At 71.3% G+C, this 22,639-nt stretch carries 19 protein-coding genes; 11 read left to right on the top strand and 8 right to left on the bottom strand.

Annotated elements, in window-relative coordinates:
• Positions 1–70: 70 nt before the first annotated feature.
• From ACZ6O5_RS13155 to ACZ6O5_RS13170, 4 genes are read left to right on the top strand one after another with little or no spacing between them, the layout of a single operon-like run.
• Positions 71–1,216, top strand: coding sequence for a restriction endonuclease subunit S domain-containing protein (locus ACZ6O5_RS13155; RefSeq protein WP_465976908.1), 1,146 nt, complete (start codon positions 71–73; stop codon positions 1,214–1,216).
• Complete coding sequence (locus ACZ6O5_RS13160) at positions 1,213–4,260, top strand: type I restriction endonuclease subunit R (RefSeq protein ID WP_465976910.1); 3,048 nt, start codon at positions 1,213–1,215, stop codon at positions 4,258–4,260. Before ACZ6O5_RS13155 ends, ACZ6O5_RS13160 begins: the two co-directional genes overlap by 4 nt.
• Positions 4,261–4,286: 26 nt before the next feature.
• Positions 4,287–5,072, top strand: a complete 786-nt coding sequence (locus ACZ6O5_RS13165) for a hypothetical protein (protein WP_465976912.1) — start codon at positions 4,287–4,289, stop codon at positions 5,070–5,072.
• A 45-nt stretch (positions 5,073–5,117) separates the two neighbouring features.
• Positions 5,118–6,695, top strand: coding sequence for a protein kinase domain-containing protein (locus ACZ6O5_RS13170; protein ID WP_465976914.1), 1,578 nt, complete (start codon positions 5,118–5,120; stop codon positions 6,693–6,695).
• Between the two features lie 268 nt (positions 6,696–6,963).
• Here ACZ6O5_RS13170 and ACZ6O5_RS13175 read toward each other — a convergent pair whose 3' ends face one another.
• The gene (locus tag ACZ6O5_RS13175) at positions 6,964–7,413 is read right to left on the bottom strand and encodes a GNAT family N-acetyltransferase (RefSeq protein ID WP_465976916.1); all 450 of its coding nucleotides are present in this window, start codon (positions 7,411–7,413) and stop codon (positions 6,964–6,966) included.
• 265 nt (positions 7,414–7,678) lie between these two features.
• Here ACZ6O5_RS13175 and ACZ6O5_RS13180 point away from each other — a divergent pair, with 265 nt between their 5' ends.
• From ACZ6O5_RS13180 to ACZ6O5_RS13200, 5 genes are all read left to right on the top strand, one after another.
• Complete coding sequence (locus ACZ6O5_RS13180) at positions 7,679–10,213, top strand: GmrSD restriction endonuclease domain-containing protein (protein ID WP_465976918.1); 2,535 nt, start codon at positions 7,679–7,681, stop codon at positions 10,211–10,213.
• Positions 10,214–10,240: 27 nt separating this feature from the next.
• A complete protein-coding gene (locus ACZ6O5_RS13185) occupies positions 10,241–10,504 on the top strand; it encodes a hypothetical protein (RefSeq protein ID WP_465976920.1) in 264 nt (87 codons plus the stop codon).
• 10 nt (positions 10,505–10,514) lie between these two features.
• Positions 10,515–10,796 carry a hypothetical protein gene (locus tag ACZ6O5_RS13190; protein WP_465976922.1) on the top strand — a complete coding sequence of 94 codons (282 nt, stop codon included), beginning with the start codon at positions 10,515–10,517 and terminating at the stop codon, positions 10,794–10,796.
• Positions 10,793–11,803, top strand: a complete 1,011-nt coding sequence (locus ACZ6O5_RS13195; RefSeq protein ID WP_465976924.1) for a hypothetical protein — start codon at positions 10,793–10,795, stop codon at positions 11,801–11,803. The genes ACZ6O5_RS13190 and ACZ6O5_RS13195 overlap by 4 nt, the downstream gene beginning before the upstream one ends.
• 79 nt (positions 11,804–11,882) lie before the next feature.
• On the top strand, positions 11,883–12,674 hold the full coding sequence (locus ACZ6O5_RS13200; protein WP_465976926.1) for a class I SAM-dependent methyltransferase: 792 nt from the start codon (positions 11,883–11,885) through the stop codon (positions 12,672–12,674).
• A gap of 66 nt (positions 12,675–12,740) precedes the next feature.
• Here ACZ6O5_RS13200 and ACZ6O5_RS13205 read toward each other — a convergent pair whose 3' ends face one another.
• From ACZ6O5_RS13205 to ACZ6O5_RS13225, 5 genes are read right to left on the bottom strand one after another with little or no spacing between them, the layout of a single operon-like run.
• The gene (locus tag ACZ6O5_RS13205) at positions 12,741–12,971 is read right to left on the bottom strand and encodes a hypothetical protein (protein ID WP_465976928.1); all 231 of its coding nucleotides are present in this window, start codon (positions 12,969–12,971) and stop codon (positions 12,741–12,743) included.
• Positions 12,972–12,975: 4 nt separating this feature from the next.
• Positions 12,976–14,250 (bottom strand): WXG100 family type VII secretion target, encoded by a 1,275-nt coding sequence (locus tag ACZ6O5_RS13210; protein WP_465976930.1) that lies wholly within the window; start codon positions 14,248–14,250, stop codon positions 12,976–12,978.
• Positions 14,247–14,567, bottom strand: coding sequence for a type VII secretion target (locus ACZ6O5_RS13215; RefSeq protein WP_465976931.1), 321 nt, complete (start codon positions 14,565–14,567; stop codon positions 14,247–14,249). Before ACZ6O5_RS13215 ends, ACZ6O5_RS13210 begins: the two co-directional genes overlap by 4 nt.
• Complete coding sequence (locus tag ACZ6O5_RS13220) at positions 14,554–14,955, bottom strand: YbaB/EbfC family nucleoid-associated protein (protein WP_465976933.1); 402 nt, start codon at positions 14,953–14,955, stop codon at positions 14,554–14,556. Before ACZ6O5_RS13220 ends, ACZ6O5_RS13215 begins: the two co-directional genes overlap by 14 nt.
• 52 nt (positions 14,956–15,007) lie before the next feature.
• Entirely contained in the window at positions 15,008–16,390 is a 1,383-nt protein-coding gene (locus tag ACZ6O5_RS13225; RefSeq protein ID WP_465976934.1) for a pyridoxal phosphate-dependent decarboxylase family protein, read from the bottom strand.
• 182 nt (positions 16,391–16,572) lie between these two features.
• Here ACZ6O5_RS13225 and ACZ6O5_RS13230 point away from each other — a divergent pair, with 182 nt between their 5' ends.
• The gene (locus ACZ6O5_RS13230; RefSeq protein ID WP_465976936.1) at positions 16,573–17,487 is read left to right on the top strand and encodes a hypothetical protein; all 915 of its coding nucleotides are present in this window, start codon (positions 16,573–16,575) and stop codon (positions 17,485–17,487) included.
• On the opposite strand, the gene ACZ6O5_RS13235 is transcribed toward ACZ6O5_RS13230, so the two are convergent.
• The gene (locus ACZ6O5_RS13235) at positions 17,456–19,453 is read right to left on the bottom strand and encodes an AfsR/SARP family transcriptional regulator (RefSeq protein ID WP_465976938.1); all 1,998 of its coding nucleotides are present in this window, start codon (positions 19,451–19,453) and stop codon (positions 17,456–17,458) included. The genes ACZ6O5_RS13230 and ACZ6O5_RS13235 overlap by 32 nt on opposite strands.
• A gap of 63 nt (positions 19,454–19,516) precedes the next feature.
• On the opposite strand from ACZ6O5_RS13235, the gene ACZ6O5_RS13240 reads away from it, so the two are divergent.
• Positions 19,517–20,395 (top strand): alpha/beta fold hydrolase, encoded by an 879-nt coding sequence (locus ACZ6O5_RS13240; RefSeq protein WP_465976940.1) that lies wholly within the window; start codon positions 19,517–19,519, stop codon positions 20,393–20,395.
• Positions 20,396–20,447: 52 nt separating this feature from the next.
• Here the strand turns inward: ACZ6O5_RS13240 and helR are convergent, their stop codons facing one another.
• On the bottom strand, positions 20,448–22,595 hold the full coding sequence (helR, locus tag ACZ6O5_RS13245; RefSeq protein WP_465976941.1) for an RNA polymerase recycling motor ATPase HelR: 2,148 nt from the start codon (positions 22,593–22,595) through the stop codon (positions 20,448–20,450).
• Between the last annotated feature and the right edge of the window lie 44 nt (positions 22,596–22,639).

The raw sequence follows: 22,639 nt of genomic DNA on the forward strand, positions 1-22,639 counted from the left end.
CCTAGGTTCGATCCCTGTACATTGGCGGGTTGAGCGAGCAAGGTGGCTTCTTTCTCGGCAGCGTCGCGATGTGCGTCCTGAGGACGGCGTCGTAACAGCCTTCCGCGATGGTCAAGTCACTCTTCGCACCAATCGTCGAACGGATGGCTTTACCGCGGCAATCCAGGAGTTCGGCTACCAGGGCATCAGGAGTGGCGACTTGGTCGTTCACGCGATGGACGGTTTTGCTGGGGCCATTGGAGTGTCCGATTCGGACGGCAAGGCATCTCCTGTCGTTCATGCATACACCGGGGCTCGGGGTGTTGACGTTCGATACCTCTCGTACATTTTGCGCTATATGGCGCTTAATGGTTACATTTTGTCGCTGGCTAAAGGCATCCGCGAACGCTCAACGGCGTTCGACCCTGCGACTCTTGCCGATGTCATGCTGCCATATCCTCCGTTTGATGAGCAGGTGCGTATAGCGGACTTTCTAGATAGGCAGGTTCGAGCGCTTGATCAAGCGGCGGCAATGCGAGATCGGACTGCGCAGTTAGCTGCGCAAAGGGGTCGAGCATCCATTGACCGCGAGTTGAATGCCCTGCGCGGGGTTCGAGAAATCCCGGTGTCGGCGGTTTGTGACCGAATAGTTGATTGCGTCAATAAGACGGCCCCAGTGGTGGAAGAGGAGACGCCCTACCATATGATCCGGACCAGCAATGTTCGGAACGGATCTGTCGACCTTGCGGGTTCCCTTCGGGTGGACGAGGCGACATTCCGCCGCTGGAACCGGCGCGGGGCGCCCAGGCGAGGCGACATTTTGCTTACGCGAGAGGCGCCGCTTGGTGAATTCGGCTTCCTGGATTCGGATGATCTTGTCTTCCTCGGTCAGCGTCTGGTGCTCTATAGAGCGAATCCGAGAGCTATTCGGAATCGGTATCTCTTATTTGCCTTGCTTGGCTCCGCCGTTGCAGAGCAGATCAGGTTACTTGGTGCTGGATCCCTGCATGAACACATCAGGGTGGGAGATTGCTACAAAATCCGGGTGCGAGTTCCTACTCTTCGTGAGCAGGAAAATATTGAAAAACGGATCGATGTGGAGCGGCAATTATCCCAGACGATCGTTGCACGAGTTCGGAGACAGCGTGAATTGCTTCAGGAAAGGGTGCAGGCGCTGATCTCGGCTGCTGTGACCGGGCAGATTGATGTGACGGCGGCGCGGGGAGTAGACGTATGAGCCCGGTTCACCATGAGCCGTCGTTCGAGGCGGCGATTGAGAGTGCCTTGGTCGGCCCGGGGTGGCGGCGGGGGGCGGCCAGCAACTACGACCAGCAGTTCGGGCTCGACACAGCTGATCTGTTCGCCTTCATCGGGGCGGCCCAGCCGGATGAGTGGGCGAAGCTGTTGGCGTACCATGGGAACGATCCCGATGTAGCGCAGCGGCACTTCGCCCAGCACCTCGCTAAGCAGATCGATGAGCGTGGCCCTCTCGACGTCCTCCGCCGTGGCGTCAAGGACAAGGGCGTCCTCATCCGGCTCGCCTACTTCAAGCCCGCCCACGCAATCACCGACGACGCCCTCAAGCTCTACCGCGCCAACCGCCTCACCGTCACCCGCCAGCTCGCGTACTCGACCAGCAACAACAACACCCTCGACCTGGTCCTCTTCGTCAACGGCATCCCCCTCGTCACCGCCGAGCTGAAGAACCCGCTCACCGGCCAGACCGTCGAGGACGCCAAGGAGCAGTACCGCAAGACGCGTGACCCGAAGGAACTGCTCTTCGCGCGGCGTACCCTCGTGCACTTCGCCGTTGATCCCGACCTGGTCTTCGTCACGACGAAGCTGGCGGGGGAGAAGACCCGGTTCCTGCCGTTCAACACCGGGTCGAACGGGCCCGGCGTGTCCGGTGGGGCAGGCAACCCGCCGGCCACGGACAAGGGCTACCGCAGCTCCTACCTCTGGGAGCAGATCTGGCACCCGGACGTCTTCATGGACCTGGTCCGGCGGTTCCTGCACTACGACAAGGAATCCAAGGCGCTGATCTTCCCGCGCTACCACCAGTGGCACGCGGTCACCCAGCTCACCGAGCACGCGGCCCGCCACGGGGCGGGCCACAACTATCTGGTCATGCACTCGGCCGGGTCGGGCAAGTCGAACACCATCGCCTGGCTGGCGCACCGGCTGTCGAGCCTGCACACCGCGCCCGACGTCGCCAAGGACGGGCTGCGTCCCAACGAGCCGGTGTTCGACAAGGTCATCATCATCACCGACCGGGTGGTGCTGGACCGGCAGTTGCAGGACACGGTGTTCCAGTTCGAGCACGTGCCCGGCGTGGTGCAGCGCATCGACAAGGACTCCGCCCAGCTCGCCGCCGCCCTCCAGGGTGAGACGGCCAAGGTCGTCATCACCACCATGCAGAAGTTCCCCTATGTGCTCAACCAGGTCCAGGGGCTCAAGGGCAAGCGGTTCGCGGTCGTCGTCGACGAGGCGCACTCGTCGCAGTCCGGCGACTCGGCCGCCGCGCTGAAGAAGGTGCTGCTCAAGCTCGGCAGCGACGACGTCGACGAGTCGGGTGACCTGCTCACCGCGTCGGCACTGGCGCGGGGGCGCCACGAGACGTTGTCGTACTTCGCGTTCACCGCCACCCCGAAGCCGAAGACGCTCGAACTGTTCGGCACGCCACACCCGGTCACCGGCAACCCGCAGCCGTTCCACACCTACTCGATGCGGCAGGCCATCGACGAGGGCTTCATCCTCGACGTGCTGCGCAACTACCTGACCTACAAGTCGTACTGGAAGCTGGCCAACGCCAACCCCGACGACCCGGAGGTCGACCCGAAGAAGGCCGGCTCCCAACTCGCCCGCTTCGCCAGCCTGCACCCCACGATGCAGGCCCAGAAGGCGGAAATCATCGTCGAGCACTTCCGAAAGCACGCCGCGCCGCGCCTTGGCGGTCGCGCCAAGGCCATGGTGGTCACCGGCTCCCGCGAGGCCGCGGTCCGTCTGCACACCGCCATCCGGAAGTACGTCGACATGCAGGGCTACGTCGGCTGCGACTCGCTGGTGGCGTTCTCCGGCGATCTGGAGGTCGACGGCGTCGAGCACACCGAGGCACGCGTCAACGGCTTCGGTGAGGGCGAACTGCCCGAGAAGTTCGCCTACACCGCCGCCGACGACAAGCACGCCGGCACGCCGAAGGCCAAGCAGGACACCGAATACAAGATCCTGGTCGTGGCGGAGAAATATCAGACCGGCTTCGACCAGCCGCTGCTCACCACGATGTACGTCGACAAGCTGCTCAAGAACGTCGCCGCGGTGCAGACCCTGTCCCGGCTCAACCGCACCCACCCGCTGAAGAGCCAGGGTGACGTGTTCGTCCTGGACTTCGTCAACGAGGCCGGCGACATCGCCGAGCAGTTCAAGCCATACTTCGAGACCGCCGCGACCACCCCCACCGACCCGAACCTGCTCTACACCGCACAGAACGCGGTCACCTGCTACCCGGTGCTGGTCCAGTCCGAGATGCAGGCGTACGCCGAAGCGCTGCTCGCGGCGGAACGGAAGGCGACCACCGAGACCGGCCTCCAGCGGGCCCACGCCGCGCTCTACCGCTTCACCGAGCCGGCCGTCCAGCGCTTCGAGGCCCTGGCCGCCGAGGACCCGGAGGCCGCGGACGGCTTCCGGTCCGCGCTGCGCGACTACACCCGGATGTACGCGTTCCTCAGCCAGGTGGTGCCCTACCACGACGAGGACCTGGAACGGCTCTACCTGTACGGGCGGGCGCTGCTCAACCGGCTGCCGCGCCGCCAGGACCCGTCCGTCGACATCGGCGAGGTGCAGCTGACCCACCTGCGGGTCAGCAAGACCGGTGAGCACGATGCCTCGCTGTCGCCCGAGGGTGAGCAGATGCTGCCCGGTTTCGTCGGCGGCGGCGCCGGATCCCAGCACGACCCGGAGAAGGTCGCGCTTTCCGAGCTGATCGACGCGTTCAACGACCGGTTCGGTATCGGGCTCGGCGAGGCCGACAAGGTCTGGGTCGAACAGCAGATCGTCGCCCTCGCCGAGGACGGCACCCTCGAAGCCGCCGCGCTGGTCAACGACGAGAGCAACTTCGGGGTCGTCTGCGACAAGCGGATCGAGGACGTGATCCTGTCCCGGCACGACGACAACGGCAAGCTGATGCAGCGCTACCTCGACGACGAGAGCCTGCGCTCACGACTCAACCAGTTCGCGCGCCGACAGGCGTACCAGATGATCCGCCGCCGCAAGGGCATCGCCTAACTGAATACCCGCCGAGAGGAGGACGGTTGTCCCCGTCCGAACCCGCCTTCCACCTCTGGATCGCCGTGGACGAGGCACGCGTCATGACCGCGCTCGCGCCGCTCAAGGTGACCAGGTCGCCCCTACGGCATGAGTGGGGCAGCATCACCGACCTGCGAGCGGTCCCTGCTGGCCCGGAATCCTCCAAGGTTCCCGGCGTGATCGTGCTCTGCGCCGTCGCCATGCTCGTCTCCGCCGTGCTCTGCGGCTCTGGCGCACCCGCGCTGGTCGTGCTGTTACTGGTGGCGCTCCTGCTGGCCCTCGGGCTCGCCGGAATCATGTCGAAGAAGCCGCCGCCCCAGGTGGAGGCCCCCGACCAGGCTGCCTTCCCGAATCTGCACCACGCCCTGACCGGCAGCGAGGAACGCGAGGACTTCCTCGACCTGGTCGAGCTGGCGGAACGCGCCGGCCGCGCGTTGCCCGGGGTGAGCCCCGTCATCGACGGCACGGAAGGCGCCGAACTCCTGGCGCAGGTGCTCTGGGAGGCGAGCGACGTGCTGAGCCGTCGTCAGCAACTGCGTACTCAGTGGCGCCGCCAGCAGCAGCCTGCCACGACCGGTGACGCGAGCAGCCGCGTCTCCCAGGCGTTGACCGAGCAGCGGCGACGCGTGTCCGGCCTCTGGGGTGAGACCGAGGCGGAACTGGCCCGGATCCGTGACGCGCTGGAACTCGCCGCCGTGGCCGCCGAGAACGCGGCTCACGATCCAAGTGCCGGCGAGGCCGTCCGCGAGGCGTACCGGGAACTGGCCGACGTCTACGGCGAGCGGTACTAGCCGGCCAAGCCGCAGAGCAACTGACGGGGCGCCGAGGGGAGACGCATGCAGGCGCAGGAGCGGGTAGCCGACCGGTACGAGCTGACGTATCCGGTCGGGCACGGCGGCATGGGGGAGGTGTGGGCGGGCTTCGACGAGAAGCTGGACCGACCGGTCGCCATCAAGTTCCTACGCAAGCTGACCGTGCCGGAAGGCGACCGGGACACCGCCATCGACCGGTTCATCCGCGAGGCCAGAGTGACCGCGCGGCTGGACCACCCCGGCGTGCCGAGCGTGCACGATGTCGGCCACCACGGCGACGATCTCTATATCGTCATGCAGCTCGTACCGGGTGTGCTCCTGTCCGACCTGATTGCCGAGCGCGGCTGGCTGGCGGTGCCCTGGGCCGCCGCCATCGGTACGCAGATCTGCTCGGTTCTGGCGGTGGCGCACGCCGCCTCGCTCGTGCACCGCGACCTGAAGCCGCAGAACGTGATGGTCACCCCCGCCGGCGCGGTCAAGGTGCTCGACTTCGGCGTGGCGGCCCTGCTCGGGCCGGACGTGCCCCGGCTGACCGCCACGGGGCACACGCTCGGTACGCCGACCTACATGGCCCCGGAACAGGCGCTCAACAGCGCCGTCGGCCCGCGCGCCGACCTCTACGCGCTCGGCTGCGTGTTGTTCGAGCTGCTCACCGGTCAGCCGCCCTACCGGGCCGACAACCCGCTCGGAATGCTGCACCGACACCTGAACGATCCGGTCCCCTCCGTCACGAACCACCGGGCGGGTGTGCCGGACGTCCTGGTGCAGCTCCTCGCCCGGCTGCTGGCCAAGGACCCACAGCACCGTCCGGATTCGGCCGTCGAGGTGTACGAGCTGCTGGCGCCGTTCGGCGCGGTCGCGACCGAGAGAGCGGCCGACATCGGTCTGACCGTGGCGGACGGGCAGCGCGTCGACCCGACCATGCCGTACCGCTATCCCTTCGGGCCGTTACCACCCAGGTCGCCGCTGCCGCCCACCCGCGTCGACATCGCCCGGCCGCGAGCTGCTACGGAGATCGTCGAGCCGCCGTCGCTCGACGAACTGGCCGAGGTGGAGGACCGCGTCTGGGCGCTCGCCGAGGAGGAACGATTCACGCAAGCCGCTGAGCTGCTCGAATCGGCGTTGCGGCCGGTCGGCAGAGGGCACGGGGCCAAGCAGCCTCGAATCCTGGAGCTGCGGCTCAACCTGGCGAACCTGTATGTCCTGTCCGGCGCGTTCCGGCAGGCGCTACCCGAGTTCCAGCGGCTCATCGTCGATCTCGCCGCGCGTCCGGTCCCGGACGAAGAGCTGATCTGGCAGTGCCGGCAACAGGCGGCGAGCTGCCAGGCCGAACTGGGTGAGGCAACCGAGGCGTTGAGAGAGCTGCGTGCCCTGCTCGCCGACGAGCAGCAGGTGATGCCCGCGGATTCCCCCGAACTCTTTCCGCTACGGCAGCAGATCGCGATGCTCGTCGCCGGCCTGGGTGACGTTCCGGAGGCCCGGCACCAACTGGAGGGCCTGCGGCGTGACATCAACGCGCTCCACGGCGCCGGATCCGCGCCGGCTGCCGAGATCGAAACGCTGCTGAACCACCTGGACCGGCTGGGGGACGACGGGAGCTGATCGTCCGATGCGCACCGTTGCTGCCGCACGTCACGATCCGGGTGGTGCCGCTCGCCGCCGGCCTGCCCGCCGGGGCGGTCGCGGACCGTTCGTGCTGCTGGACTTCCCGCTCGGCAGTCGCATCGAACCGGACCTGGCGGTGGTCTGTCGCGAGTCGTTCACCGGGCGCTCTAGCTCGAGCGGCCGGCAGAGGTGGCCGTGCACGAGATGGTGTGGGCGGGCCTCGACGCGTTGGCCCTGGGCGAGGAGGAGTCGCGGCGGCTCATCGTCAAGATCGACGAGGAGATGCGACCCGGCTGACCGGCAACTCGTAGACTGCGCGGTCCTTGCCCGGGCCCTTGAAGTCCGTCAGCACCTGCACGCCGTCGACGTCCCGGTCGCCGGGCACGTTACGGAACCCGAGTCTGAGCCACGTCCGGTGCGCGGCGTGATTCTCCGGCTCGGAGGTCAGATAGAGCCGGTGGCAACCCCAGTCGGCCGCGCGGGTCCGCACCGAGTCGAGCAGCAGCCGCGCCACTCCTCGCCCCCGGAAGTCGGGATGGACCATCATGTCCTGCACGTAGACGTCGTCCGGGTCGTCCTGGCTGCGGAACGCGATCACCGCACCGGCCACGGCGCCACCCTCCATTGCCACCGGGCACGTCGACGAAAACAGTCGCGCATACAGCCAGTAGTCCGACGGGGTGCGCGGTCGCACGAAAGGCTTACCGAGGGCCATCAGCCGTTCCACCTCACTGGTCAGGTCCGGCCGCAACTCGGGACCCAGTCCCTCAGTGACGCTTGCGTCCCACGATCAGGATGTCTCGGTCCGTGCTGGCGCAGCATTACGCGAGCTCTTTGAAGAGCTGAGCAACAGGTGACCTGAGTGCAGAACGCCCGGCTGTCAACTATCCGACGCGGCAACTTTTCGTGCGTGTTGCCCCCGGCCACACTGATCTGGTTGTCTTGCCGGCTCAGGCGGGTCCAAAGAGGACGGATGTGGAATGGTCACGGCGCACGAAACCACGGTGCAAGGGCTGCTGGAAGGCACGAGGCAATACCTTGTGCCGCTCTACCAGCGGACCTATTCGTGGACCGAGCTTCAGTTCAAGCGGATCTGGGACGACGTCTGCCAGCTCGCCAGGGACCGGGTCGACCACCCGACCGCCACCCACTTCATCGGCTCGCTGGTGCTCGCGCCCAGCCCGGCCATGGGTGCCGTCGGCGTCGCTGAATACCTCGTGGTGGACGGTCAGCAGCGGCTCACCACGCTGACGATCCTGCTCTGCGCCATCCGCGATCAACTGGCCGAACACGAAGACCAGAAACACCGGCTCCGGCTCGACCAGCAGTACCTGACCAACCCGTTCGAGGAACAGCGCTGGTTGAAGCTGGTCCCCACCCAGGCCGACCGGGACGCCTACGTGGCCTGCGTGAAGTCGACGCCGCAGACCGGCGGGAACCACGCGGTGGGCCGGGCGTACCAGTTCTTTGCCAAGGCGCTGGACGCCCTTGGCGCCGCCGAGGAGCCGATCACCGTCCAGCAGATCGAGAGCGCGGTGATCACCGGGCTGGCGTTGGTGGCGATCACTGCCAAACCGGGCGACAACGTCTACCGGATCTTCGAGTCGCTGAACAACACCGGGCTGACGCTCACTCAGGCCGACCTGCTGCGCAACTACATCTTCATGCGGTTGCCCAACCGGGGACCGGTCGTCTACGAGTCGCTCTGGCTGCCGCTGCAGCAGCGGTTCACCCCGACGGAGCTGGTCCTGCTCTTCTGGCTCGACCTGGTCCACCGCGACCCGAAGGTCAAGCAGACCGACACGTATGCGAGCCAGCAGGCCCGCCTCGAGAAGCTGCGGACGGAAGCGGACGTTGAAGCCGAGGTGCAGCGGTTCAGCCGGCTCGGCGCGCTGCTGCGGGTGATACTGCACCCCGCCGAGGAGCATGACCCGGCCGTACGGCAGCGGCTGGAGCGACTCAGCGCGTGGGGCACCACCACCGTCTATCCGGTGCTGCTGCACCTGCTCGACCGGCGGGACCGGGGCACGGCGACCTCCGAGCAGATCGCCGCCGCGATGCTGTACCTGGAGAGCTTCTTCGTCCGGCGGCTGCTGATCGGCCGAAGCACGATGAACATCAACCGCATCCTGCTCGCCGTGGTCACCGAGATGGACCGAGACCTGCCGGTCCACGAGGCGGTGCGCAGATACCTGTCGACGGGCCGCAAGCACTGGGCCGCCGACTCGAGCCTGCGTGCCCTGGTGCGGACCATCCCGTTCTATCTCAACGGCCGGGCCAGCCAGCGCAACCTGGTGCTGCGCTGGCTGGAGGAGTCCCACGGCAGCAAGGAGCCGGTGGCGCTGGAGAAGCTGACCATCGAGCACGTGCTTCCGCAGACCCTGAGCGACGAATGGCGGCAGATGCTCGCCGCCGACCTCGACACCGACGAGACCCCCGACGAGGCGCACGACGCGCTCGTGCACACCCTGGGGAACCTGACCCTCACCGGCTACAACTCGGAACTGAGCAACAAACCGTTCCCTGTCAAGCGGACCGCCCTGGCGAAGAGCGGTGTCCAGTTGAGCCGGGACATCGCCGATCGGCAGCGGTGGGGTCGCTCGGAGATCCTGGCGCGGGCCGACGCCCTCGCCGACCGGATCGTTACCATCTGGCCCGGCCCCACCGAGGAGAGCGGCAATCAGTCCGAGGTGCCCTGGGACGTGCTGGCGAAAGCCCTCGCCGAACTGCCGGCCGGCACGTGGACCACCTACGGTGACCTGGCAGCCCTGATCGGCACGGCCCCTCAGCCGGTGGGCAACCGGCTGGCCAACCACCCGACCCTGAACGCCCACCGGGTGCTCCAGGCGGGCGGGGTCGTCGCGGGCAACTTCAAGTGGCTCGAACCCGGCCGCACCGACGACCCACGCGACGTGCTGCGCGGCGAAGGCGTGACGTTCGACAAGAACGGCCGCGCCGACCAAGCGCAGCGCATCACCGTCGAGGAGTTGGCGCAGCTCGCCGGGGTGACGCCCCCCGACCTGCCCGAGCCGCGATCCCGCGCCACCGGCGCCGTCGACCGCGCCGCACGGTTCATGGAACAGCTCACCGGGTCCCAGGGGCCGACGGTCGCCACGGCCGTCGCCGTCGTGCTCGACGCGTGGACGACCATGGGCGGGATCCTGGGCTACGGCAGCGGCGACGAGACCTCCTGCTTCCTGGTGGCCCGGGGGAAGGACCATGAGTACGGCAGCATCTGGCCGGTGGCGCTCTATCCCAGCGGGAAGTGCGAGGTCGTCTTCCAGCACCTCAGCATCCGTACGCCGTTCGACGCGGTGGCCCTTCGAGAGGAGCTGCGCCAACGGCTCAACGAGTTGCCGGGGGTGGACATCGCCGCCGCCAAGCTCACCCTGCGCCCCGGCTTCCCGCTGACCGTGCTCGCCGACACCGAGGCCCGCGAGGCGTTGCTGGACCACCTCCGCTGGTTCTACGACCAGGCGCAGGTGCCCGCCTCGGACGAACTGGTCGTCGACTGACCGTCCACCACCCCGAGAGGCCCGCTCGTGCCCCAGCTCGCCTTCGCCAACGTGTTCTGGCAGAGCTACGACGTCCTGGAAAAGCCGATCAAGGCCGGCGTACGCAAGGCGATGCAGAAGTTCCAGCAGGTCACGCCGACGGAGGTAGACCGGATGCAGCACGACAACGACCTGCTCCGGGAGCGGTCCCCGCTGTTCGTCGCCGCCACCCGCGCCCGCGAGGCCCTGCACGTTACCTGGAGCGGCGCGCCCAGCCCGTACCTGTCGTTCGCCGTCGGTGACCGATCCTGACAGGAGATCCATGAACCAACCCCGCACCCCCGTCGGTGATGAGAAGCGCACGATCACGATCAGGTTCGACTGCCGGGACGCCAACCAGTACGCGGACGTCGTCAACGCCACCTGGGCACAGATGAACGCGATCGGCCGCGACTTCACCGTTGCCCCGGACGACCAGGCGGACGCCACGGCGCTCGACAAGCGGTGGGACGACTACAGCACGGTGTCGTGGAAGACCGGCGGTCGAGGTGGCACCCCGCAGGCGGTGGCGGCGACCCGACACCACGTCGACACGGCCGAATGACGACTCGCAGGGCACAAGCCGGTCGGCCTCCCGTGGTGGTCTGCGTCAACTGCGGTGAGGTCGTCCACGGCCGGGCGAACTCGCGCGGGCGCGGCCCCGACATCGCGTGGTACGCCCACTGCCGTCCGTGCGCCGACCTGGTGGCGGAGCAGATGGAGCGGCTCGACGTGCTGCCGCAGGACAGCGGCGTCGCCCTCTACCGGTGCACGGCCTGCGGCGCCCATCGGATCTGCCGTACGGGTTGGCGGACCCGCTGTCACACCTGCCTGGACGAGCGGTCCGCCGGTTACGCCCTCGCGGCCGGGGAGCGGCTGCTGGCCCGCGTCCCGCACGAACCCGCCCTGGCGGAACAGGTTCGCCGCTTCGCCGACCTTCCGCCGACGGACGCCATTCCCGTACGCGTCGCCGCCGAGTTCCAGGCCGCGATCGCCCTCGGCGCCGAACTCGACCGACGCCGCCGCGACGGCTGGACCGACCTCACCGGCGACGTCCACGGGCTGCCGTGGTGCGGCGAACGGACCGGAACCTCCTCCCACGGCACGTGGGGCGTCCACGAGCGGTGCGGAGCCTGGCAGCGACTTCGCGACCGCTCCTGCCCGCAGTGCCCACCGGAGCCGGGGCGACAGGTCGTTCACCGCTCTGCAGGACACGTCCTATCTGCTCTACCTGGTCCGGCACCGCGGTCTGCTCAAGTTCGGGGTCGGTGGCGCGCGTCGGGTCCGGCAACACCTGCTGGCGGGTGCGGAACTCGTGGAGGTGGTCGAGGCCGTCACGCCGACGTCATCGCCGCCGAGGCGACCCTCAAGCGGCAAAAGCGGGACGCGCGGGTGCCGCTGCGTAAGTGGCGCACCTGGCGGATGCCGGCGTCGTTCGGCCGCGGCACCGAGGTGGTGCGCGCCGGCGTACGGATCAGTCTCACGGACGTGCTCCCCGACGGCCGCGACGTCACCTCGACCTTTGGCACGGCGGAGCCGCGCACCGCAACGGCACCGCGCGCGAGCGGCTGAGCGACGGGCCGCCTGCGCGATGCCGTGCCCTGAGCAGAATGGCTCGCACCATGCTGCCGGCAGCGGGCACGCTTCCGTCATGGCAACGGGTTTCGGCGGCGAGGTGGCCACCTACTACGCACGACACCGGCGCGGCTATCCGCCTGAGGTGCCCGACGCGCTCACCACGGCGTTCCGCCTCGGCGCCGAGGACACGGTCGTCGACCTCGGCTGCGGCACCGGCCAGATGAGCATTCCGCTCGCCGCCCGGGTCGGTGCGGTCGTCGGCGTGGACCCGGAGCCGGACATGCTGTCCATCGCCCGCCGCACCGCCGTGGACGCCGGAACGACGAACGTCACCTGGGTGCGGGGCTCGGACCGCGACCTGTCCTCGTGGGGGCGGCTGCTCGGGCAGCGGGCCGTCGGCGCGTTGACCGTCGCCGTCGCCGTCCATTTCATGGACCGTGACGCCCTGTTCGAGGCGGTGCGCCCGTTGCTGCGTCCCGGGGGCGGCATCGCCGTGGTCACCAACGGTGCGCCGCTGTGGCTGCAGGACACCGAGTGGTCGGTGGCGTTGCGCGGATGCCTGGAACGGCTGTTCGGGCATCCGGTCACCGCGAGCTGCCAGACCGACGAAGCGGGCCGGCGCCGTAACCGGGAGGCGCTCGTCCGAGCCGGATACCGGTACGCGGAGACGTCGGTGGAGTACGACGCTCCGCTCACGGTCGACGACATGGTCGGCGGTGTCTTCTCCGCGATGTCGGCCGACCGGCTCCCCTCCGTGCCGCGTCGTGTCGCGTTCGCTGCCGAGGTTCGCGACGCTCTCAGCGGGAGCGAGGTGGTCACCGAGCGGGTCCGCGTCTCGTTGCAGTGCGGGGTCCTCGACGCGTAGCCGTCCCAGCTGGCTTCCTACCGGCGTCGGCGATCGGAACGGGCGCCCGAATCGCGGGGCCGGTGGTCAACTCGCGAAGAGCATCTTCTGCGGGAAGTCGCCAGTGTCGCGCCACGAGTTGACGATCTTGGCAGTGATGGCGCTGGCGGCGGCATCGAAGCTGCCATCATCGACCCGCGCGGCAAGCGTCCGCGGGTCGATGATGAGGACGCGGTCGAACCGGTCCTCGAACCCGAACTCGTAGCGCACCTCATCCACCGGGGCGTCGGCCCGGCGGGCAACCACCATCATGCCCATGGCGCTATTCTCCCCACCCTGCGTAGTCCTCGTACGTGGGGCCGGGAATCGCGTCCTCCCAGTTCGAGACGCGATTCGCGGCGAGATGAGCTTCCCGGTAGTCCGCGTGCGGGTTGGCCGAGTAGTACCTTGATTCGGCCAGCTCGTGTTCCAGCAGCCGGAAGTCCTCCGGCAGGGGATCGCCACGTCGCAGGCGCAACCACGCTTCGGCCATCGGCGCGCTCGGGTCGTACCGCTGGCGGACGATCCCGCCGGCAAAGTCGTCCATCGGATGCTCTTCGAAGAAGACGTGCCGTCGAATCCGCTCGACCTCGGCGGGTGAGAAGCCTCGGGACCCATCAAGCCGAGGTGCCTCGGCGAGGTTGGCCGCGATCGTCGCGGTGTCGTCCTGCTGTCGGATCGCCGCATAGGCCTTCCTCGCCCAGCCCTCCTGACGGTCGTAGTCGGACAGGTTGCGCGGGCGGCTGGTGTGCCCGCCGTGAACTCCGTCGATCGGGTCGTGCGGAGAGCGGGGAGAGGAGTCGGTGAGGCGGCCCAGCGCCTGCTTCAGCTTCTCGATCAGGTCGCCGAGGCGTCGGACCTCCGGCATCAGCCGCCGCAGGCTCGCCAGCAACCCCCGCAACAACCGCGCGATGCGCGCGCCCCACGACGCCACCGTCGTGGTGACCTGCTCCACCACCAGCGGCGTCGCGAGCCCGGCGGTGGCGACCAGTTCCGCCGCGTACCCGATCAGGCGGGAGACGCAGGCGGCGACGGCGTCGCGGACCAGCAGCCGGACGGCGGCGACCAGGCCGGCGGCGCCTTCGGTGATCTCGGCCATGGCCTCGGCGCCCTGCGCCAGCCCGGTGACGGCCTGCTGCTGTTCACTGGCCCAGTTCCGGTAGCCGGTGCCGGCGGCGCCGGTCCAGCCGGCGACCTCGGTGCGGACGGCGTGGGTCAGCTCGGCGGCGTCCTCGCGCAGCGACGCGGCGACGTTGCGCCAGGTCCGGGCGTGCGCGGTGATCTCGGTGGGGTCGCCGGCGAGCCAGTCAAGGGCCTCGCTGAGCGGCCTGACATGCTCGATGAGCCAGGCGATGCCGTATTGCAGCAGGGCGCCGACCGGGTCGGAGACGAGGGCGAGCACGTCCAGGCCGGCGCTGACGACGCCGAGGCTGCCGTCGATCCAGCTACCGGTGCGTACGCCTTGGGCGATGAGGTCGATGTCCTCGCAGATCCAGATCCCCGCCCAGGCGCTGGGCCCGGTGTCCGCCGCGCCGGCGACCAGCGGATTGGTGGTCATCGCCGGTCTCGTGCCTGGTCGAGCAGGTGTGCGGCGCGGGCGTCGGCGGCGCGGTAGCGTTCGGCGCCGGCGCGGACCTTGCCGGCGGTGTCCCGGACCGAGGCGGCCGCGGCGCCGACGCCATCGACAAGCGTGCGCTGAAGGCCGTCGAGCAGGACCGGCATGACGGCACAGAGCTGCCCGTACGCGTTGGCGCCGAGCCGGACGTGCTGGCCGGCCCGGTGGGCGGTGTCGATGCTGTCGGCGCAGCGGTCGAGGTGGGCGGCGTGGGCGGTCAGGTCGTCGGGGTCGACCTGGAGGATCTCACCGCCGGGCATCCGGCGGGCCTGGGTCGGGGTCGAGCCGTCGGTGGTGGGAGTCGACGATCGAGCGCCCGGCCGGGTCGTCCTCGCCGAACGTCTCCGTGGTCGCGTCGGTGAGCTGCCGCAGCAGGTCGGCGCGCGCGGCCCGGGTGGCGGCCAGGACCTGCCGGGCGGTGTGGGCGGCGGAGTGCTGCCGGGTGCGTTCGTCGAGCCGCAGGTCGGCCAGCAGGCCGGCGGCGTCGACGGTGACCTCGACCAGGCCGTCGGCGCTGCGGGCGAACCCGGTCAGCGCCCGCGCCCGGGTGGACAGCGCCGTCGCGCGTGCGGCCCGGTCGGCCAGGCCCGCCTCCCACTCGTCGAGTCGGCGCCCCGCCGCGTCTAGCGCGGCCTCGTCCGCCCACATGGCCACCTCCCCGGAGGACATCGGTGACCGTGACGCTATCAATCGGTCGCGCTCAGTAGGTGCCCCGCTGGCCGGCCAACCGGGCGATGGCCGCCACCGACCGGTCCACGTCCGCCGCCGTGGTGGTCGCGTTCGACACCGAGATCCGCATCAACCGTCGGCCCCGCCACGTCGTCCCGCCCACCCAGCACGTGCCGTCGGCCTGCACCGCGGCCACCAGCCGGTCGGTGCGCGCGTCGTCGCCGAAGCCGACCAGCACCTGGTTGAGGACCACGTCGTTGACCACCTCGAACCCGGCTGCGGAAAGCCCGGCGGCGAACCGGCGGGCCAGCGCGCAGCACCGGTCCACCAGCGCGGTGACGCCGTCGCGGCCCAGCTCCCGCAGGCCGGCCCAGACCGCGAAGCCACGGGCGCGGCGGGAGGACTCCGCGGTCAGGTCCGCGCCCGCCGGCGCCCCGCCGGAGCCCACGAGGTACGCGGCCGAGTACGACATTGCCGCCGTGTGCGCGTCGGGCCGGGCGCAGAACGCGAACGCGGTGTCGTACGGCAGGTTGAGCCACTTGTGCCCGTCGCAGGCCCACGAGTCGGCCGCCTCGATGCCGTCCACCAGGTGCCGGGTGGCCGGGCTGGCGGCGGCCCACAGCCCGAACGCGCCGTCCACGTGCACCCAGTCGCCGTGCCGGTGCACGAGTTCGCAGGCCCGGCGCAGCTCGTCGCAGGCGCCGGTGTTCACGTTGCCGGCCTGGAGGCAGACGACGGTGGGGCCGGGGCCGGCGTCGCGCAGCGCCACGGCCAGCGCGTCCGGGTCGATCGCGCCCTGCGGGCCGGCCGGCACCTCGCGCAACGCGTCCGAGCCGAGACCGAGCAGGCGCAGCGACCGGTCGATGGTGGCGTGCCGTTCGGCGCCGGCGAGCACCCGCACCGGCGGCGCGCCGAGCAGGCCACGTCGTTCCACGTCCCAGCCGGCGTCGGCGAGGACCTGGTGCCGGGCGGCGGCGAGCCCGGCGGTGTTGGCGGCCTGGCCGCCGGTGACGAAGCCGACCGACGCCGACGCCGGCAGACCCAGCAGGTCCTTGAGCCAGGTGCCGGCGGCGGTCTCGGCGGCGACCGCGGCCGGCGAGGTGACCGCGTTGAACGCGATCTGGTCCCAGCCGGCGGCGAGCATGTCGGCGGCGGTGGCGGCCGGGGACGCGCCGCCGACCACGAAGCCGAAGTAGCGCGGCCCGGCGGTGGCGACCAGCCCCGGGTCGGCGGCGGCCACCAGGTCGGCCAGCACCTGTTCCGGGGGCGTGGGCGCGGCCGGCAACGGGGCCGCGAACGCCTGGTCCAGCGCGGCCTGGTCGACCGGCCGGCCGACCGGCCGCTCCGGCAGTGACCGCCGGTAGTCGACGGCGTGGTCGGCGGCCCGCCGGAACAGCTTCCGCAGCTCGTCCATCGCCGCACCCTAGCGCCGTGACCGCCGGCTCGGGAGGGCGGTCGGGCGGCCGGCACAGTCGGAGTGAGTGCTGAGTGACGCCCGTGACCGCTGGCTCACCCACGGACTCCTGCGTTTGTGTGGAGTGGGTCGGACCGTCGGTGGCTTTCCCGCCGACGAACAGGCGCCCCGGGGGAGGACCCATGAGTCTGCGGAGATTGTTGGACAGCACACTCGCCCAACTGGCCGGACGGAGTTCCGACCTGCTTCAGTTGGTCGTCCTGGCCGGCACGGCCCTCGCGACGCTGTGCGGCGTCGGTACCACCTGGGCGGTGGCGCTGCACCTCTCACCGCTGGCGCTCGTCGTGCTAGCGCCGCTCCTGCTCACCGTGGTGGTGACGGCGTACTACCTCCGGTGTGTCTACCGCCCACCGGACTTCGTCATCGAGGAACTCGACGGTTCGCTCGTCGTCACGCGTGTTCCGGGTGACGGCGGCCCCGACCATCACCGCTACGCCTACACCCGGCGGCAGCGCGTCCGGGCCACGCGGCAGATCCGGTTGGTGGGCGTACGTTCCCACTGGAGCGGCCAGAACCGGGTGGTCGAGGAGGCGAGTTCGCTGTTTCCGGAACATCGACTGCTCGACGGCGCCGTCGCCGAGGAGGACGGGCGTGTCTACCGGTGGCTGTACCTGCTCGGCCCGCTCGCCCGCGGCCGTCGGGTGAACGTCGGGATCAAGCAGGTGTTCGAGGACGTGTACGCGCCGATGAAGCCGTACTACCGGGAGAGCTGCGAGGAGCGACAGGTTCGGAAGCTGTCGGTTCGGGTGCAGTTCGACCACGTGGACGCGCCGGCCGAGGCGTGGCACGTGGTGTGGCGGAGAACGCGGTCGGGGTCGAGCCGTCAGGAGGTCGCCCGTACCCGCTGCCGGCCCAGTGCCGACCCGGCGGGGGAGAAGGTCGTCTACGAGTTGACCCTCCGGCGACCGGACCCGGAGTGCGCCTACGGCATCTGGTGGCGGTGGCCGGAGGAGCCGCCTCGGCGACACGCGGATGCGGCGGCGCGGCGGGCCGGGGACGAGGGAGTCATTCGGACTCCTCCCCGAGAGCGGCGGTGAGCCGGTCGAGGTGCGTCGCGACCGGCCCGGCGGTGAGCATGCCGCTGCCCGCGCCGGCCACCTCGTGCGCCGCCGGGGCGAGCGCGGCCCGGGCCCGCCGCATCGCGGCCCGGTCGCCGAGCGCCACCGCGGCGCGGCCGGTCAGGCACCACAGCGCTTCGAGCAGCAGGTCGGGCGGGGGCGCGGGGGTCCGGCGCAGCGCGACGGCGGCGTCGGCGGGGCGCTCGGTGGCGAGCAGGACCAGCGGGCGGGCCCAGGGCGCGTACGGACCCCAGTCGGTGTCGTCGGGGAAGTCGGCGGGCCGGTCGTGCCACACCCGCAGGCACAGCAGCGCCAACGGGAGCAGGCCGCGCGCCACGCCGGGCATGCCGCAGCCGGCCAGCCGGGGCGCGGCCGAGCGGTAGGCGGCCTCGGCCCGGGGGTACGGCGCGCCGGTCGCCGCGGTCCGCATGGCCCGGTACCAGGTGGTGAACACGCCGGTGAGCGGGGACTCGTGCCGGTCGGCGAGCCGGTCCGCGGCGTCCGCGTGCCCGTCCGCGCCGGCGAAGTCGGCGAGTGCGCCCCGGGCCTGCATCCGGATCAGGTGTCCGAGGATCTCGACCGGGGCCTGGCCCTGCCGGGCGGCCAGCGTGACCAGTTCCGCGCCGACGGCGTCCCGTTCGGCGGCCAGCCCGGTGCGGTGGAACATCTGGAGGAACACGCCGTTGAGCGCCTGGGCCAGCAGCCCCGGGTCGGCCAGTCGCCGGGCGATCGCCTCGGCCTGCCGGGCCGCCTCGGGCCCCCGCGTCGACGGCAGGCCGCGTGACTCGACCGCGACGGTGGCGAGCAGCCGCGCCCGGGTCGTCTCCGGCGCGTCCGGACCGAGGCCGGCGAGCGCCCGCTCCGCCGCGGTCACCACCCGGGCCGCCTGTTCCGGGTCGTCCGACCGGGTCCAGATCGCCGGCACGTCGTACCCGCCGATCACCCGCGCGGTGAGGTCCGGGTCGCCGAGCTGCTCGGCCGCGTCGATGGCCGCCAGCCGCTGGTCACGGGCGGCGGCCAGGCCGCCCGGCCCGGTCACCGCGAGGCTGCGCAGCAGGCCGACGGTGGACTCCAGCCGGGCCCGCGCGCCCGGCACCACGCTGCGCTGGTACGCGGCGGCGGCCTCCGCCCAGACGTGCGCGGGACCGGCCGGCTCGGGGTCGGCCTGGCGTCTCAGGTCGGTCTCCAGCCGGCGCAGTCGCGGGCCGGGGTCCAGGCCGAGCTGGTCGCGCAGCAGTTCGCGGGCCCGGCGCAGCACCGCGAGCGCGTCGGCCTGCCGCCCGGCGCGGTAGAGCGCCAGCGCGAGCAGCCGCCAGCCGTCCTCCCGCCACGGGTGGTCCGCCACGTGGGCGTCCAGGTCGGGTACGGCGTCGGCGGCCCGGTCGAGCGTGAGCAGCGCCTCGGCCCGGCGTTCGACGGCGGTGAGCCGCACCTGGTCGAGTCGGGCGCGTTCGGCCTGCGCCCACGACCTGTCGACGTCGGCGTACCCGGGCCCGCGCCACAGGCCCAACGCCGCGTCGAGCCGGTCGAGTGTCGGCCGGGGCAGCGCGTCGGCGGCGTCGGCGACCGCGGTTTCGAAGCGCCAGGCGTCGACCGTGTCCGGGGCGGCGCGCAGCGCGTACCCCGGTCCGTCGGTGACCAGCAGCCGGGCCGGCTGCCGCGGTGGGCGGTGCGGTTCCAGGCCGCGACGCAGCGCCGCCACGAACGTGCGGACCGCGCCGACCGCGCCGGCCGGCGGGTCGTCCCAGAGGTCCTCGACGAGGTGCCCGACCGGCACCACCCGACCCCGGGCCACGATCAGCCGGGCCAGCACCGCGCGGTGCCGTGGACCCCGCAGGTCGACGGGTGCGCCGGTGTCGTCCCAGGCCGTCACCGGACCGAGCACACCGAAGTTGACCCGCACCGACCGTCCCCCTCCTCGACCGGGCCACCGTACCGCGCTCATCGGTTGCTCATCCGGCGCGGCGACGCTGGTCGGGCACCAGTCGAGCGAAGAAAGGAACGACCGATGACCTCCACCATCGCCGGATTCGAGACGCGACGGGTCACCGTTGCCGAGGACGTGGCGCTGCACGTGGCCGTGGGCGGCTCGGGCAGCCCGATCGTGCTGCTGCACGGCTTCCCGCAGACCCACCTGATGTGGCGGCACGTCGCCGCCGACCTGGCCGCCGACCACACCGTCATCTGCCCGGACCTGCGCGGGTACGGGGCCAGCGACAAGCCGGCCGCGCGCGACGAGGACACGTACGCGAAGCGGACCATGGCCGCCGACGTGGTGGCCCTGGCCCGGGCGCTCGGCCACGAGCGGTTCGCGCTCGCCGGTCACGACCGGGGCGCCCTGGTCGCGGTCCGGGCCGGCCTCGACCACCCGGACGCGGTCACCCACCTGGCGTCGCTGGACGTCCTGCCCACCCTCGACATGTGGGAGGTGCTGCACGGCGCGTCCGCGTCGGTCGCGTTCCACCTCTACCTGATGGCCCAGCCGCCCGGCCTGCCGGAGCGGATGATCTCGGCGAGCGCGGACGACTTCTTCGGGTACTTCCTCGACGCCTGGGCCGGCGACCCGGCGGCCATTCCGGCCGACGTGCGCGCCGAGTACCTGCGGGCCTCCCGGGAGGCGGTCGACTCGATCGTCGCGGACTACCGTGCCTCGGCCGGGATCGACGTCGCGCACGACCGGGCGGACCGGGCCGCCGGGCGGCGGCTGGCGATGCCGGTCACGGTGATCCAGCAGGACTGGGGCGCGGCGCTCGGCTACGACGCCGCGGCGGTGTGGCGGGCCTGGGCCTCCGACCTGGAGCACCGCACCACCTCCGCCGGGCACTTCCTGGCGGAGTCGGCGCCGGCCGAGGTCAGCGCCGCGCTGCGCGCGCTGCTGGCCCGGTGACGGCGGGCGGGCGCCGACGGCGGGACGGCACGTCGTCGCCCCGCCGCGGCGGTCAGTCGAGCACCACGAGTTGCCGGGTGGCCCGGGTCATCGCGACGTAGCGGTCCACCGCGCCCTCGACGCCGTCGCCGAACGCCGCCGCGTCGACGAGCACCACCAGGTCGAACTCCAGTCCCTTGGCCAGCTCCGGGGTCAGCGACCGGACCCGGGGCGGGGCCGGGAACGCGGGGTCGCCGATGACGCAGGCGGTCCCCTCGGGGTGGGCGTCGAGCCACCCGTGCACCACCGCGCCCAGCTCCGACCGGTCGCCGTACCGCACCGGCAGGTCGCCGGTGCGGATGGACGTCGGCACGTTGGCGTCCGGGAGGACGGCCCGGATGACCGGCTCGGCCGCGGCCATGACCTGCGCCGGGGTGCGGTAGTTGACGGTCAGCGAGGCCAGCTCGATCCGGTCGAGACCGACCCGCTCCAGCCGCTCCCGCCAGGACTCGGCGAACCCGTGCCGGGCCTGGGCCCGGTCGCCGACCACGGTGAAGCTGCGCGACGGGCAGCGCGACAGCAGCATCTGCCACTGCGCGTCGGTCAGCTCCTGCGCCTCGTCCACCACCACGTGCGCGAACGGGCCGGCCAGCAGGTCCGGGTCGGCGACGGCCAGCCCGCTGTCGTCGATCAGGCTGGTCCGCATGTCCGCACCGCTCAGCATGGTCATCAGGCCCTCGCCGTCGTCGTAGGCGTGCGTGGCGATCAGGGCGTCGACGACCGTGTCCATCCGCTCCCGCTGCGCGGCCAGGGCCGCGGCGTTTCGGCGCCGTCGCCGGGACGCCTCCGGGTCGCCGACTCGCTGCCGCGCCGCGTCCAGCAGCGGCAGGTCGGCGACCGTCCAGGCGCGGGCGTCGTCCCGGCGCAGCGTCCGGATCTCGTCCACGCTCAGCCACGGGGCGCATCGGCGCAGGTAGGCCGGCACCGACCAGAGGTCCGCCACCACGTCGGTCGGGTCGAGCAGCGGCCAGGCCCGGCCGAACGCGACGGCCAGGTCGCGGTTGCCGGCCAGTGACCGCCGGACCGCGTGTTCCGGCTCGTCGCCGTGGTACCGCTCCAGCAGGATGGTGAGCAGTTCCTCCCACACGTCGTCGCGGGCCTCGTTGTGCGGGACGCCGGGCCCGGCCGCCGCGAACGCGTCCGCCCAGTCGTCGGCGGTCAGTCGCAGCTCGGCGTCCGCGACGCCGACCGTCATGCCGGACGTCGGTGGTTCCTCGTAGAAGCGCACCGCCGCGTCGACGGCCCGGACCAGGTCCGCGGACGACTTCAGCCTTGCCGAGGCCGGGTCGGTCTCGGCCACCACCGTCGCGCCCTCGGGCACCAGGTCACGCAGGGTGCAGATCTGCACGTCCTCCTCGCCGAGGCTGGGCAGCACGTCGGAGACGTAGCTCAGGTAGGGCTGGTGCGGGCCGACGAACAGCACGCCGCCCCGGCGCTCGCCCAACCGTGGGTCGGCGTGCAGCAGGTACGCGGTGCGGTGCAGCGCGACCACCGTCTTGCCGGTGCCCGGTCCGCCGTCGACCACCAGCGTGCCCCGCGACCCGGCCCGGATGATGGCGTCCTGGTCGGCCTGGATGGTGCCGAGCACGTCCCGCATCCGGGCCGACCGGGTGTCGCCCAGGCTGGCGATGAACGCGGACTGGTCGTCGAGCGCGGCGTGCCCGGCCAGCCCGTCGGTGGTGAACACCTCGTCCCAGTAGTCGGTGATCCGGCCCCGCGTCCAGCGGTACCGGCGGCGGCTGGCCAGGCCCATCGGGTTGGCGTGGGTCGCGCCGAAGAACGGCTCGGCGGCCGGGGAGCGCCAGTCCAGCAGCAGCCGGCCGCCCGCGCCGTCGGTGAGGCCGAGCCGGCCCACGTACACCGGGTCGGCGCCGTCCGCGCCGACCATCCGGCCCAGGCACAGGTCCAGGCCGTACCGGCGCAGGGTACGCAGCCGCGCGGTCAGCCGGCGGATCTCCTGGTCCCGGTCGACGGCCTGCCGGCCCTTGCCGCCGGCGGCCCGGCGCTCGGCGTCGAGCCGGTCGGACAGTTCGGCGATCGACCGTCGCAGGCTCTCCCCGATGGTCGCGAAGTGCCGTTCGTCGTGGGCGATCAGTTCGGGATCGGCCTTCGCGGAGAGGCGCTCGGGAAGGTCGAAGACGCTGGTGGCGGATTGATTCACGAAATCAGCTCCGATCTGCGGCCGGCGGCCGGCCGGGGTGCCGC

Source organism: Micromonospora sp. NPDC049201, assembly GCF_055586805.1.

Bases quoted from the DNA above. Each gene is read 5' to 3' on its own strand.
- ACZ6O5_RS13160 (WP_465976910.1), top strand. From the start codon at position 1,213: ATGAGCCCGGTTCACCATGAGCCGTCGTTCGAGGCGGCGATTGAGAGT.
- ACZ6O5_RS13170 (WP_465976914.1), top strand. From the start codon at position 5,118: ATGCAGGCGCAGGAGCGGGTAGCCGACCGGTACGAGCTGACGTATCCG.
- ACZ6O5_RS13175 (WP_465976916.1), bottom strand. From the start codon at position 7,413: ATGGCCCTCGGTAAGCCTTTCGTGCGACCGCGCACCCCGTCGGACTAC.
- ACZ6O5_RS13180 (WP_465976918.1), top strand. From the start codon at position 7,679: ATGGTCACGGCGCACGAAACCACGGTGCAAGGGCTGCTGGAAGGCACG.
- ACZ6O5_RS13190 (WP_465976922.1), top strand. From the start codon at position 10,515: ATGAACCAACCCCGCACCCCCGTCGGTGATGAGAAGCGCACGATCACG.
- ACZ6O5_RS13195 (WP_465976924.1), top strand. From the start codon at position 10,793: ATGACGACTCGCAGGGCACAAGCCGGTCGGCCTCCCGTGGTGGTCTGC.
- ACZ6O5_RS13200 (WP_465976926.1), top strand. From the start codon at position 11,883: ATGGCAACGGGTTTCGGCGGCGAGGTGGCCACCTACTACGCACGACAC.
- ACZ6O5_RS13205 (WP_465976928.1), bottom strand. From the start codon at position 12,971: ATGGGCATGATGGTGGTTGCCCGCCGGGCCGACGCCCCGGTGGATGAG.
- ACZ6O5_RS13210 (WP_465976930.1), bottom strand. From the start codon at position 14,250: ATGACCACCAATCCGCTGGTCGCCGGCGCGGCGGACACCGGGCCCAGC.
- ACZ6O5_RS13215 (WP_465976931.1), bottom strand. From the start codon at position 14,567: ATGCCCGGCGGTGAGATCCTCCAGGTCGACCCCGACGACCTGACCGCC.
- ACZ6O5_RS13220 (WP_465976933.1), bottom strand. From the start codon at position 14,955: ATGTGGGCGGACGAGGCCGCGCTAGACGCGGCGGGGCGCCGACTCGAC.
- ACZ6O5_RS13225 (WP_465976934.1), bottom strand. From the start codon at position 16,390: ATGGACGAGCTGCGGAAGCTGTTCCGGCGGGCCGCCGACCACGCCGTC.
- ACZ6O5_RS13230 (WP_465976936.1), top strand. From the start codon at position 16,573: ATGAGTCTGCGGAGATTGTTGGACAGCACACTCGCCCAACTGGCCGGA.
- ACZ6O5_RS13235 (WP_465976938.1), bottom strand. From the start codon at position 19,453: ATGAGCGCGGTACGGTGGCCCGGTCGAGGAGGGGGACGGTCGGTGCGG.
- ACZ6O5_RS13240 (WP_465976940.1), top strand. From the start codon at position 19,517: ATGACCTCCACCATCGCCGGATTCGAGACGCGACGGGTCACCGTTGCC.